General features: G+C 64.4%; 9 protein-coding genes. 2 read left to right on the top strand and 7 right to left on the bottom strand.

What is annotated here, in order from left to right:
• Positions 1-17 precede the first annotated feature (17 nt).
• Genes MTR66_RS02800 through MTR66_RS02790 form a run of 3 tightly spaced genes read right to left on the bottom strand, consistent with a single transcriptional unit; the run spans position 18 to position 5,689 of the window.
• Positions 18-1,478, bottom strand: coding sequence for an efflux transporter outer membrane subunit (locus MTR66_RS02800; RefSeq protein ID WP_243917700.1), 1,461 nt, complete (start codon positions 1,476-1,478; stop codon positions 18-20).
• Positions 1,471-4,554 (bottom strand): efflux RND transporter permease subunit, encoded by a 3,084-nt coding sequence (locus MTR66_RS02795; RefSeq protein WP_243917698.1) that lies wholly within the window; start codon positions 4,552-4,554, stop codon positions 1,471-1,473. Before MTR66_RS02795 ends, MTR66_RS02800 begins: the two co-directional genes overlap by 8 nt.
• 1 nt (position 4,555) lies before the next feature.
• Complete coding sequence (locus MTR66_RS02790) at positions 4,556-5,689, bottom strand: efflux RND transporter periplasmic adaptor subunit (RefSeq protein WP_243917695.1); 1,134 nt, start codon at positions 5,687-5,689, stop codon at positions 4,556-4,558.
• 309 nt (positions 5,690-5,998) lie between these two features.
• Here MTR66_RS02790 and soxR point away from each other — a divergent pair, with 309 nt between their 5' ends.
• Entirely contained in the window at positions 5,999-6,385 is a 387-nt protein-coding gene (gene soxR, locus MTR66_RS02785) for a redox-sensitive transcriptional activator SoxR (RefSeq protein WP_407673020.1), read from the top strand.
• A gap of 8 nt (positions 6,386-6,393) precedes the next feature.
• Here the strand turns inward: soxR and MTR66_RS02780 are convergent, their stop codons facing one another.
• The 3 genes from MTR66_RS02780 to MTR66_RS02770 are packed head-to-tail and all read right to left on the bottom strand — an operon-like array spanning position 6,394 to position 10,205.
• The gene (locus tag MTR66_RS02780; RefSeq protein WP_243917693.1) at positions 6,394-7,380 is read right to left on the bottom strand and encodes a phosphotriesterase family protein; all 987 of its coding nucleotides are present in this window, start codon (positions 7,378-7,380) and stop codon (positions 6,394-6,396) included.
• Between the two features lie 40 nt (positions 7,381-7,420).
• A complete protein-coding gene (locus MTR66_RS02775) occupies positions 7,421-7,819 on the bottom strand; it encodes a nuclear transport factor 2 family protein (protein ID WP_243917692.1) in 399 nt (132 codons plus the stop codon).
• A 49-nt stretch (positions 7,820-7,868) separates the two neighbouring features.
• Entirely contained in the window at positions 7,869-10,205 is a 2,337-nt protein-coding gene (locus MTR66_RS02770) for a TonB-dependent receptor (protein ID WP_243917691.1), read from the bottom strand.
• A gap of 241 nt (positions 10,206-10,446) precedes the next feature.
• On the opposite strand from MTR66_RS02770, the gene MTR66_RS02765 reads away from it, so the two are divergent.
• Positions 10,447-11,484 carry an AraC family transcriptional regulator gene (locus tag MTR66_RS02765; RefSeq protein WP_243917690.1) on the top strand — a complete coding sequence of 346 codons (1,038 nt, stop codon included), beginning with the start codon at positions 10,447-10,449 and terminating at the stop codon, positions 11,482-11,484.
• A gap of 48 nt (positions 11,485-11,532) precedes the next feature.
• Here the strand turns inward: MTR66_RS02765 and MTR66_RS02760 are convergent, their stop codons facing one another.
• Positions 11,533-12,660, bottom strand: coding sequence for an ABC transporter permease (locus MTR66_RS02760; RefSeq protein ID WP_243917689.1), 1,128 nt, complete (start codon positions 12,658-12,660; stop codon positions 11,533-11,535).
• Positions 12,661-12,662: the final 2 nt, after the last annotated feature.

Below are 12,662 nucleotides of genomic sequence, written 5' to 3'. Positions count from 1 at the left end.
GGGGCTTTTGTGCTGCGTTACTGTGCCGCGTCAGCCGGGGTGGCTGAGGCATCGCCCTGTTCGGGCGCTTGCCAGCCGCCGCCGAGCGCCTTGAACAGGTCGACCCGGTCGGAAGACAGGGAGCGCATCCCGTCCGCATAAGCGGAGCGGGCATTGAGCATCTCGGTCTGCGCCACCAGCACGTCCAGATAGGAGATCGATCCTGCCCGGTAGCGCTGATCGGCCAAGTGCCAGGCGCGTTCCGAGCGGTCCCTGGCTTCCTGCAAGGCGTCGAGCCGGCGCTGCCCGGTGGCAACGCGCGTCAGCGCCTGCTCGACTTCCTTGAGGGCCGTGAGCACCTTGCCGTCAAACGTGGCGAGGGCAGCATCGGCCTGTGCCTTGGCCTGGCGAACGCGTGCCCGGGCCACGGTGATGTTCGGGAAACTCCACGAGATCAGCGGGCCAAGCGAGAACGAGAAGGAATCGCTGCCTTTGACCTGATCGTTGCGGAAGAAGTTGCCGGACCCACCGAGGCTGATGCGGGGGTAAAGGTCTGCTGTCGCCACGCCGATCCGCGCGGTGTCCGCCGCCAGTTGCCGTTCCGCCTCGCGGAGGTCGGGGCGGCGCCGCAATAATGCGGCGCCGTCACCGACCGGAAGCGCAGAGGTGGGGGATTTGGGGCGGGTACACCCCTGCGCTCCCTTAGGGATCGAATCCGGCGTCTTGCCGAGCAAGGCCGCCAGTTCGAATAGGGCTACTTTCCGCTCTCCTTCGAGGGCGGGCACGGCCGCGCGGGCTGTGGCCGCAGCCGCGCCTGCCCGCTCTACATCGAGCTTGGCGGCCGACCCGGCGCGTTCCTGCGCGGTAATCAGTTTCAGGCTCTCTTCGCTGGTCTGGTAGGACTCGCGCGCGGTATCGAGAGCGTAAGCATAAGAGCAGGCGTTGAGATAGGCGCGGGTGGTTTCCGCCGCGACCAGCACGCGCACGCCGTCCCTTGCGGCTTCCACGGCCTCGGTATCGGCGCGGGCGGCCTGGATCGAGCGGCTGACCCGTCCGAACAGGTCCGCTTCCCAGGAGACGGCTGCCGAGGCGTTGGTGGACCACTGCGTATCGTCGAGGCTGACGAAGCCGCCGCCCCCGCTGCCGCCGATCTGCGCGGCATCGCCATAGGAGCCGCCGCCCGACAGGGTGGTGGACGGCAGGCGCCCGGAACGCGCTTCGCTCAGCACCGCACGGGCCCTGGCGAGATTGGCCGAAGCCACGCGCAAGTCGGTATTGGCGGAGAGTGCCTGTTCGATCAGGCCGTTGAGCACCGGATCGTTGTAGAGCTTCCACCAGTCGTCCGGCAGTGCCGCCGCCGGGTCCGCTTGGGCCGTTTTGGTAACGAAAGCGCCTGCGGAGGCTGAGGGCGTTTCCGGCGGGCGATAGTCCGGGCCCACGGCGCAGCCGGCGGTGGCCAGCAGCGAGACGAGAAGGGCGGAGAGGCGGGCCTTACGCATGGGCGATCTCCCCGATCTTCGCTTCTTCATCGGTTTCTTCTTCTTCCGTCGGTCCGCGGTGGTCGTCCGCCACGAACGTGTAGATCGTGGGCAGCACGAAGAGGGTGAAGAGCGTGCCGATCAGCATGCCCATGACCACCACGATGCCGATGGCATAGCGGCTGGCCGCCCCCGCGCCGCTTGCGAAGATCAGCGGCACGAGGCCCGCGACCATCGCGGCCGTGGTCATCAGCACCGGGCGCATACGCACGGCAGCGGCGTGGCGGATCGCTTCGGTGCGGTTCCACCCGTTCTTGTGCTGCATCTCGTTGGCGAAGGACACCATCAGGATACCATGCTTGGAGATCAGCCCGATCAGGGTGACGAGGCCGATCTGCGTATAGATGTTGAGCGTGGTGAAGCCGAGGTAGAGCGGCGCCAGCGCGCCCGACACCGCGAGCGGCACCGTCACCAGAATGACCAGCGGATCGCGGAAGCTTTCGAACTGCGCCGCCAGCACCAGGAAGATCACGATCAGCGCGAAGGCGAAGGAGATCGTGAGCTGGTTGCCCTCGTGCACGTACTGGCGGCTGTTCGAGAGCCAGTCCACCGACGTGCCTTCGGGCAGTTTCTGCTGCTGCAGGAAGTCCACCGCCTGGCCCATCGTCACGCCGGGCATCAGCACGGCCGAGATCGTCGCCGAGTTCATCTGGTTGAACTGCGGCAGTCCGTTGGGCTGCGGGCTGATCTTGATGCTCACGACGGTCGAGAGCGGCACCAGCCGGCCCGAACCGGTGCGGACGTAGTACTGGCTGAGATTGTCCGGAGTCAGGCGCTTGGCCTGCGGGGCCTGCGTGATCACGTCGTAGGAGCGGTCGTGCCAGTTGAAGCGGTTCACGTAGTTTTCGCCCACCAGCAGCGCCAGCGTATCGGCGATTTCGGACATGCCTACGCCCAGTTCGCCCGCTTTCGCACGGTCGATGGTGATGTGCGCTTCCTGGCTGTCGAACGCGAGATCGGCGTCGACGAAGGCGAACAGGCCGCTGCCCCAGGCCGCGCCCTTGACCGCTTCGAGCGTCTTGTAGAGCTGCGAGAAGTCATCGGCGGAGCGCAGCACCATCTGCACCGGCAAGCCGCCGCTTCCCGCCGGGAGCGGGCTGTCCTGGAAGGCGGTGGCATAGACGCCGGTCACGCCCGCGGTGGAGGCCGTGATCTGCCCCTGCACCTGATCGGCGGTCCGTTCGCGGTCTCCCCAGACGTCGAGGATGATGCCGCCGAAACCGACATTGGCGCCGTTGGTGCCGCCCACGGTGAAGAAGCTGCCTGCGAATTCCGGCACTTTGTGGAACAGGCTTTCCACCTGGCGGCTGAAGCGGGCGGTGTAGTCGACATTGGCGTATTGCGGCGCCTTGGTCTGGACGAAGACGTAGCCCATGTCCTCCGGCGGGGCGAGTTCGCGCTTGGCGCCGGTGAAGAACACCACGGTGGTGCCGAGAATGAGCACGCCCGCGAGGAGCACTGCCGGGCGCGCTCGCAGGGTGAAGCCCAGCATCCGCTCGTAGCGGGTGGTGAGGCCGTGCATGACGCGCTCCAGGGCCTTTTCCAGCCGCCCTTCGCCGATATTGGTGTGCAGCAGCCGGCTGCTCATCATCGGGGACAGGGTAAGCGCGATGACGCCCGAGACGATCACCGATCCGGCCAGGGTGAAGGCGAATTCGCGGAACAGCGCGCCGGTGAGGCCGCCCATCAGGCCGATCGGCGCATAGACGGCGGCGAGGGTGATGGTCATGGCGATGACCGGGCCGATAATCTCGCGCGCGCCGGCCAGAGCCGCGTTGATGGGGGAATGGCCTTCCTCGATATGGCGGTGGATGTTCTCGACCACGACGATCGCATCGTCGACGACCAGACCGATCGCCAGCACCATGGCCAGCAGCGTCAGCAGGTTGAACGAGAACCCGAACATCAGCATCAGCGCCGTCGTGCCCAGCAGCGAAAGCGGGATGGTCACGACCGGGATGATGACGGCGCGGAAGGTGCCGAGGAACAGGAAGATTACCGCGATCACGATCACGACCGCCTCGGTCAGCGTATGTTCCACTTCCTCGATCGAGGCATCGACGAAGCGGGCCCGGTCGAACATGTTCTGAACTTTGACACCGGGAGGCGCGACCCGCTGGAGCTGCGGGAGAAGCTTGTTGATGCCCGCGACGATCTCCAGCGGATTGCCGTCGGGCGTAGGCGTGATGGCTAGCAGGACGGCCGGGCGGCCATCGGCATAGGCCTTGTCGTCATAGTTCTTGCTGCCGAGTTCTACCGTGGCGACGTCGCCCAGCCGGACGAGGCTGTTCTTGCCGGTCTTGAGCACCATCTTGCGGAAGGAATCGACGTCCCGCAGGTCGGTGCCCGCAGTGATGTTGATGGCGGTGCTGTCTCCCTTGAGCTGGCCGGGCGCGGCCTGCACGTTGTTGGCGCGCAGGGCATTGGCCACGTCGCTGGCGGTGAGCCCCCGGCCGGCAAGCTTGGCGGGATCGACCCAGATGCGCATCGCGGGCGAGGCGCCGCCGGAGATATCGGCCGAAGCGACCCCGGGCACCGACGTGATCATCGGGCGGGCGACGCGGTTGACGAAATCGACGATCGCCGAGGGCGGCATCGTCTCGCTGACGAAGCCCAGATACTGCACGGCCGAAGCGCCATCGGTGATCTTGGCGATCACCGGGTCGGTCACGCCCTGGGGCAGGCGGTATTTTACCTGCTGCACTTTGGCCAGGACCTCGGTCATCGCGCGGTCGGCATTGGCATTGAGCACCAGCTTGGCGGCGATGTGGCTCTTGCCCTGGGTCGAGCTGGAAGTGAGGTATTCGATGCCGTTGGCGGTGGCGATGGCCTGCGAGATCGGCGTCGTCACGAAGCCCTGCATCACGTCCTGCGTGGCGCCGGGGAAAGCGGTGTCGATCGTGATCGTCGCGCTTTCCATGCGCGGGTACTGGCGGATGGGGAGGCTGAAGACCGCGCTCAGCCCGACGAGCAGGATGAGCAGGCTGACCACGATCGCCAGGATCGGGCGGCGGATGAACAGGTCTGTGAAATGCACGTCAGCGTCCTTTCTGCGGGACGATACGCGAGACCTTCACCTCGGCGCCGGGCTGGACGCGCAACTGCCCGTCGGCCACCACGACGTCGCCGGGCTTCAAAGCGCCGGTCACGACGACTTCCTCGCCCATGCGCTGGCCGGTCTGGACGGGCACGATTTCCGCCTTGCCGCCCTTGCGGGCGTTCTTGCCGCGAATGACGATCACGCTGTCACCCTGCGCCGAGGTCTGGACGGCAGTGATCGGCAGGACGAGCGCGTCCTTGTGCGGCGGCAGCACGAAAGAGGCCGTCACGTACATGCCGGGGCGCAGTTCGCGGCCGGGGTTGGGCATCACCGCCTGCACCGAGACATTGCGCGTATCCTCGCCGATCTGCGGCTCGATCGCGTTGACCTTGGCCGAGAAGGTGCGGCCCGGAAAGGCATCGCTGGTGACGTTCACGCTGGCGCCGCGATGCAGCCGCGCCAAGTCCTGCTGCGGCAGGGCGAAATCGACATAGAGCCGGTCGAGCGCGGTCAGCGTGGCGACCGGATCGCCGGGATTGAGATACTGGCCGAGGTTTACCTGGCGGATGCCGACTTCGCCGGAGAACGGCGCCCTGACCGCTTTCTGTGCGATCCGGGCATCGATCTGGTTCACGGCGGCCCTGGCCTGATCGTATTCGGCGCGGCGCTGCTGCAGCAGTTCGCGCGGTTCGGCGCCGGTGGGGGCGAGTTCTTCCGAGCGTTTGAGCTGGATGCGCGCGAATTCGGCCTTGGCCGCCGCGGCGCGCCGGTCCGCCCGTTCGGGACCGTCGTTGATCTGGACCAGCAGCGCGCCCGCGCCGACATGCGCGCCCGCCTTGAAGCGGATCGCGGAAACACGCCCGGCCGCTTCCGGAGAAAGCGTGACCTGGCGAACGCCGCTGAGCGTGCCGACAGCATCGAGTGAAGCGGGCACCTCTCGCGGTGTCAGCACCGTTGCGGCAACGGGAACCGCTTGCTGCGGCCATGCCTGGCCTGAACCCGCGCGCCACGTGCGCCAGGCGAACAGACCGCCGAGCAGGACCACGAGGACGCAGATCGTAATAACGATCGTGCGAACTTGCGCGATAGTGGGGCGCTGCTGTTCATCCCCCTGCAAGCCCGACTCTGTCATGCCGTCACCGCGCGGGAGGTGCGAAGAAAGGCTTCGGCGGCTGCCTGTTGAGTCAGGGACGAGGGAAACGGGATCATGTCGGCTCCGGTGGGTGTGAACTGCGCACAAACGGGTACTTGCGGAAGCAAGCCGACAGCATCAATACAACCTGAACCATAGTTGAGGTCAAGGGGAATCTGCAGGCTTGCAGAGATGTAACAGACCCCCCAGTTAAACCTGAGCATTGGACAAGGTTGGGGGTCGGGCGTGGCTGTAGGGATTAACAAAAACAAGTCTTTAACCGTCGGAGAGCTGGCGCAGCGCTGCGGCGTGGCGATCTCGACAATCCACTTTTACGAGAAAAAAGGGTTGATCGAAGGCTGGCGCACGACGGGAAATCAGCGCCGCTATGGGCGGCAGATGCTGCGGCGAGTCGCCATTATCCGGGTGGCCCAGCGCGCCGGTGTGCCGCTCGCCAAGGTCAAGGAGCATCTGGACCGCTTCCCGAGGGGCACGATCACGGCCAAGGAATGGGCCAAGCTGAGCCAGGACTGGCATGACATGCTTCAGGACCGGATCGTGGCCCTGACGCAATTGCGCGATCAGCTGGGCACCTGCATCGGATGTGGCTGCCTGTCTCTGGAGGACTGCCCGTTGCGTAATCCGGACGACGTTCTGGCCGAAGAAGGCTCAGGCGCGATGCTGCTGGTGGATTGATCCGCCGTTTATGAAACCGCCTTTGACGCCGTGTTGAAAAGGCGGCGCGGGTTATCGGTGAACATGCGGTCTATGTCGGCCTGCGAAACGCCCGCTTCGAGCAGGGCGGGAACGACATCGTTGTGGATGTGCAGATAATGATGGTGGGGCATGGCCGCGTGATAGTCGGCGATGTCAGGGAAGTAGTCGGACCAGCAGCAGCAATCGTGGCTTAGCGTGAGCTGGCCTGCATACCCGCGCCGGACCAGCTGTGCGATCGTGGCGATGCGCTCTTGCGTGGACAGTGCGAAGTCCACGCCGAAACGGTCCATCCCCAGCAGCGATCCCCGGTCCGCCAGGCGCATGAGGTAGTCGATGTCGGTGGTATCCCCGCAATGGCCGATGACGACGTGCTCAAGATCGGCGCCTTCCTCCTCCAGGATCTGCTGGACCACAAGGCCGGTTTCCTGCCGTGGGGCTGTGTGCACCGTGATGGGCGTGCCGGTGAGGGTGTGCGTGCGGGCGACGGCCCGCATCACCCGTTCCACGCCGGGCGTGAGGCCGGGCTCGTCGATCGCGCACTTGAGCATCCCGGCACGCACGCCCGTTCCCGCGATCCCTTGCGTGATGTCCGCCAGGAAGTGGTCCACCATGGGCTCCGTCTTGGCATCCTTGAGCAGGCCGGGGCCCCAAAACTGGAACGGAGAGGGCACGGCATCGAATGTATATGCCCCGGTCGAAACGATGATGTTGAGGCCGGTCTTCGCGGCCGCGCGTGCCAGGCTGGGCATGTGCCGCCCAAGGCCGAGCACGGTCAGGTCTATGATCGTGTCCACGCCGCTGGCCTTGAGCGCATCGAGGCGGGCCACGGCATCGTCGATGGTCTTGCCGGTGAAGAAGTCCGGCCGGTAATTGCAGGTATATTCCATGTCCATCAGGAAGATGTGCTCATGGATCAGAACCCGGCCCAGCTCGTCGAGCGGGACTGCGCCGCGTGCGGTTTCGATCATGCTCATCCCGAACCTCCTGCACCGGGCCCGGCGGCCCGTTCTGCTGTCACGTTTCGCGCAAGGCCTTCATCAACGGCAGCAGCTTTTCCTGCGCAATCAGGGCATTGTAGTGTTCTGCCACTGAAGCGATGCGGCCTTCTCTCACACGGAACACATAGACGTAAGTCTGCGCATAGTCCGTGCCGTCGATCAGCCGCCCCGTGGAGCGGGCCTCGGCCACGATCCGGTCTTCCTGGGCCGTGATGGAGTCCACCACGAAATGCAGCGGACCATTGGTCATCCGCGCAAGGAGCCGGATAAGGCCCTGGTACGAGGCCTTGTCCATGGCGCCTTGCGTGGTGATCCAGCCTGTCATGTCCGGCGTGAGCAGGCTGTCCGGCAGGTCACCGGCCGCAACGGCGGTGAAGAAGGCATGCACCAGGTTCTCGGCGTTTGTCCCGGTCATGCCTTTCTCCTGCCGGATGGTTTCTGGCCCGATGGTTTCCGGCCGTGGCTCAGCGGAACTTGACGCCCAGTTCCACACCATAAGTGATGGGTGAGTTCCACACAGAGCCCGTGCCCAGCGTGTTGAACAGCACCTGCGTGCGGTACCGCTTGTTGGTGATGTTGTCGCCGAAGGCGGCCACCGTGAAGGTTTCGCTCGGGTCCGTCCACTGCGCACGCAGGGAGAGGACTTCGTATCCCTTCTGCTTGAACTGCTCTTCCGGATCGAAATAGAAGCTGGAGGTGTAGTACAGGTTGCCCGAGAGCATCAGCCTGCCGCCCCCCAGATCGAGGCCATAGCTCGCCCCGATATTGCCGGTGAATTCGGGCGCGCGCTGCATCTTGTAGCCCGAAGCATCGGTCGATGTCTGGACAATGCCGCCTGGCGACTGCGTGCCGCTGTAGACATAGCAGTTCAGCGGATTGGCGAAGTCGGTCGCGGCAACCGATGGATCGCAATAGCTGTAATAAGGCGCATTGGGGAAGCTCTTGTACCGCGCATGAGTCCAGGCCACGCCGCCATTGACGGTGAAATCGGACGAGACCTTGTAGCGAAGCTGTGCTTCCGCACCGTAGATTTCCGAGCTGGCAGCATTGCGGATCTGCGCCGCGCCATTCTGGAAGCTGGAGACCTGCAGGTTCTTGTAGTCGTAATAGAACGCCGCGAGATCGGCCTGGAACACGCGGTTGTCGTATTTGTAGCCGACTTCGAAGGCATTGATCTTCTCAGGCTTTACCGGCTGCTGCGAATAGCCGCCCACGTTGAGAATGCCTGCCTTGTAGCCCTTCGTGTAGGAGGCATAGATGCTGGAATCCTCGCTCGGCTTGTAACGCAGCACCACGCGCGGGGTGAAGCTGTCGTTCTTGAGCGTGTCGACGGGAATCCGTTCCCCGGCTTGACCGGTGAAGGGCACGTTCTCGCCATCCGGGCCCGTATAGCCTGTCAGTGCGGTGGTGAAGTTCGTTGTGAAATAGCCGTCGGCCACCACGTCGTGGCTGTAGCGGCCGCCCAGCGTCAGGAAGAACTTGTCGTTGAAGGCATAGGTCGCATCGAGGAAGGCCGCGTAGGACTTGGTCGTCGTGCTCGATCCGCCAAAGGGGCCGAAGCCAGCGCCGCCCAGCGAGGCGCCGATGTCCCAAGTGTCGCGAATCTGGAAATAGTTGAGCCCAGCCGTCCACTGCAGCGGCCCACCCGGCTTGGAATTGAGCAGGAATTCCTGGCTCCAGGTCTCGTCGTTCACGCCCACGAAGATGTTGAAGACCGGGATCGCGGTCGCATCGAGGTCGCCGTAGTAAGGCGAGAGGTCCTTGCGGTATTGGGTGTAGGACGTGAGGTCGGCAAAGCCGAGATCGGCCTTGAGGGTCGCCTGCAAGGCATCGGAATTGGTCCGGAAGCTCTGCGGTGGATTGAGCAGGACCTGCCCTGGCTTGGTGGCATAAGTAGACGAGGGTGCGCCATAGATGACCAGCGGCAGCCCTTTCGAACTCGCAGTACCGTATGCGGCCTGTCCGGCGGCGGAGACCTTGTCGAAGAACCCGGCCTTGCCCGAGCTGTCTACATAGGCGTTGACGAGCTGGGTCGTGGGATCGTCGGTTTCGGCGTGGACCCAGCGCAGCAGCAGCGACACGTCGTCGGTCAGGTCCGCTTTCAGACCCAGCCGCACCGACCAGTTTTCGTACTGACCCACCTTGTCGTCATTGTTGCTGACATTGGTGAAGTAGCCGTCGCCCCGGCGGTAGAGCCCCTCCACATCGACCGCGACGCGGTCGCTGATGCCGTATGTGGCATAGGCCTGCGCCTTGAGCGTGTTGAAGCGGCCATAGCTGATCTTGGCCTGCGCACTGCTTTCGGTGCTGGGCTCCGCAGTCGTGACGATGATCGCGCCGCCGGTGGTGTTGCGGCCGAACAGCGTGCCCTGCGGCCCTTTCAGAACCTGGATGTTGCGGACGTTGAGCAGATCAAAGTCCGACAGATAGGTGTTCGCCTGAAAGAACCCGTCGACATAGATGCCCACGTTGGGTCCGCCGCCCGATGTGGTAATGGCGGTGCCTACACCGCGGATCGTCGGCTGGACGGCGGGGCCCTGGCTGTCGAAGCGCAGGCCGGGCGTCAGCTTCGCGGTATCGGAAAGCTGTTTCACGTTGGCGGTCGACAACTGGTCCTCGCCCAGTGTGGTGACTGTGATGGGAACGTCGCGCGATGCCTCCGAACGGCGCTGCGCGGTGACGATGATCTCGTCGGAAGGTTGTGAGGCAGCGTCAACGCCCTGCGCCAGGGCCGGACTCCCGAGCAGAGAGGCTGCCAGCGCCAGCGCGGAAGCCGAGGATTTGGTGAACGAAGCGACCATGGATCTTTTCCCCTTCAATTGCAGGTCCATCACGCAGAATGGGAAAAGGGTTGCCTGACCCGGTGTCCGCTTCTTTGGCGGCGCATGTTCTTCCTCTCCTGCCAAGATCGTCCTTCCCGGGATATTTTGCCAATACTTGACTAATGCGGACAAAGTTGGTCTCGCAGACGATGTATCGCACCAGCGTGGAATGGCGCGCCGGAGGGCGGATACGGCGGGGCAAGGCAGAGGGGGCAGGACTGTGCCGGTTGAGGCAAACGCGCAGGATTTCGAAAAGCTCAATGCCCGCCTTTTACGCCACTTTGCGGCACTGGTGCACGATCTGGGCGGCAGTCTGCCGGACCTGCTGCGGCAGGCGGGGATTGGAGAAGAGGAATTCGCCGGTGGCAGCGGCGCGCTTTCCTATCCGCAGACCATCGCGCTTCTGGAAACGTCCGCGCGGGCCCTTGGCTGTCCGGACCTGGGGATGCGGCTGGCGCGGCGGCAGAGCGGCGGGAGCATTTTCGGCCCGCTTGGGCAGGTCATGCGCAATTCGCGGACATTCGGCGACGCCTTGCGCTTCGCCTGCAAGCACAGCGATGCCCATAGCCGCGCGGCACGGATGTGGGTGCGCGCGCTCCCCGATGAAAGCGCCGTTTTCGCCGCGCATGAGCTGCTGGTAGGCAGCATCGCCAACCGGGCGCAGGTTATCGAGCAAGTCCTGCTTGTCGGGCACCTGGAAGCGATGGAAATGACCGGCGGCTATGCCCGGGCGCGCTGCGTTCACTTCCGTCACGAGCCGGTGTCCGATCCGGGCCAATACCGCCGCAACTTCGGCTGCGAAGTCCGCTTTGGCGAGGCAGTGGACGGGCTGACATTCTCTGCCGCTGACCTTGATTGCCCGGTTTTGCACCAGAGCAGCCAGATCCACCGGGAAATGGCCGCTTATATCGAACGCAGCTTCCCGCGTGAGCGTTTGCCGGTGCATGCTGAAGTGCGCGGGTTGATCATCCGCAGGCTGGAGCAAGGCGATTGTTCGATTGGCGAGGTCGCCCGGGCCATGAACCTGCACCTTCGCACCCTGCGCCGCCACTTGCACCGCGAGAACACGGGTTTTCAGGAAGTGAAGGATCAGGTGCGGCGCGAACTGACGCAGTATTATCTGGAGCGGACGAACCTCGATTTCCGCAGCATTTCGGAAAAGCTGGGCTTTGCCGAACAATCCATTCTCAGCCGCAACTGCCGCCGCTGGTTCGGCCGTTCGCCCAGCCAGTTCCGGCGGGAGGCGGCGGGGACCTGAGGGCGCCGGTTCACGCCCCAAAATCAGGCCCCAAATCACGCCCCAAAATCACGCCATCGTGGCAACGGTCTTGCGGAAGCGGGACAGGGCGATCGTGAAGAACACCGCGCCGATGATCGCGACGGCCAGGAAATTGGGCCACACGACGCTGAAGCCCGCGCCCCGGAACAGGATCGCCTGCCCGAGCTGGACGAAATGGGTTGTGGGCGCGGCCAGCATCACGTCCTGCACCAGCACCGGCATGCTCTCGCGCGGGGTGGTCCCGCCCGAGAGCATCTGCAGCGGCAGCAGAACCAGCACGGTGAGCATGCCGAACTGCGGCATGTTGCGCGCGATAGTGGCCATGAAGATGCCGAGCGAGGTCGTGGCGAAAAGCACCAGCGCCGCCCCGGCGAAGAAGAGCGGGATGGAGCCCGCGACAGGAACCCCCAGCGAACCGCGCACGACGACATTGAGCGAGACGAAGGCGGCCACCAGCACGACCAGCCCCATCGACCAGACCTTGCTGACCATGATCTCCAGCGGCGTGACGGGCATGACCAGCAAGTGCTCGATCGTGCCGTGCTCGCGTTCGCGGATCAGCGCCGCGCCGGTCAGGATGATAGACAGCATGGTGATCTGGTTGATGATCTGTGACAGCCCGCCGAACCAGGTCTTGTTCAGCGTGGGATTGAACCGTGCGCGCAGCTCCAGATCCACTGGCGGCGCAGCCTGCGCCCGGTAGTGGGACAGAAACTCGTTCACCTCGCCCATCACGATCTGCTGGATGTAGCCGCTGCCGGAAAAGGCCTGCGTCATGCGCGTGGCATCGGTATTGAGCTGGATTTCGGCAGGGCGCCCGGCCAGTACGTCGCGCTGGAAATTGACGGGGATGTGCAGCACGAACGTGTAAATCCCCGCATCCATTCCAGGGTCTATCTGCGAAGCGGAAATGAGCTTCGGTGCTTGGAACTGGGGCGGGTAGAACGCGGAAATGATACGGTGCGAAAGCGGCGAATTGTCCTCGTCCACCACTGCGATCGCTGCGCGGTTCATCGTTTCCGGCATCGACGCGGCCGACGAATAGACGGCGAAGGTGAAAGTGAAGACGATCAGCACCAGCATGATCGGATCGCGCCGCAGGCTCCACAGTTCCTTGATGCCCAGCCGGTAGATGTTCGAGATATTCTGCCGCATCG

This window comes from Novosphingobium beihaiense, assembly GCF_022832375.1.
Lineage (GTDB): Bacteria > Pseudomonadota > Alphaproteobacteria > Sphingomonadales > Sphingomonadaceae > Novosphingobium > Novosphingobium beihaiensis.
The sequence above is the reverse complement of the archived record's forward strand: the minus strand, read 5'-3'. Positions and strand labels throughout refer to the sequence as shown.

Excerpts from the sequence above, each read along its gene's own strand:
- MTR66_RS02800 (WP_243917700.1), bottom strand. The coding sequence starts at position 1,478 with ATGCGTAAGGCCCGCCTCTCCGCCCTTCTCGTCTCGCTGCTGGCCACC.
- MTR66_RS02790 (WP_243917695.1), bottom strand. The coding sequence starts at position 5,689 with ATGACAGAGTCGGGCTTGCAGGGGGATGAACAGCAGCGCCCCACTATC.
- MTR66_RS02780 (WP_243917693.1), bottom strand. The coding sequence starts at position 7,380 with ATGAGCATGATCGAAACCGCACGCGGCGCAGTCCCGCTCGACGAGCTG.
- MTR66_RS02775 (WP_243917692.1), bottom strand. The coding sequence starts at position 7,819 with ATGACCGGGACAAACGCCGAGAACCTGGTGCATGCCTTCTTCACCGCC.
- MTR66_RS02770 (WP_243917691.1), bottom strand. The coding sequence starts at position 10,205 with ATGGTCGCTTCGTTCACCAAATCCTCGGCTTCCGCGCTGGCGCTGGCA.
- MTR66_RS02760 (WP_243917689.1), bottom strand. The coding sequence starts at position 12,660 with ATGCGGCAGAATATCTCGAACATCTACCGGCTGGGCATCAAGGAACTG.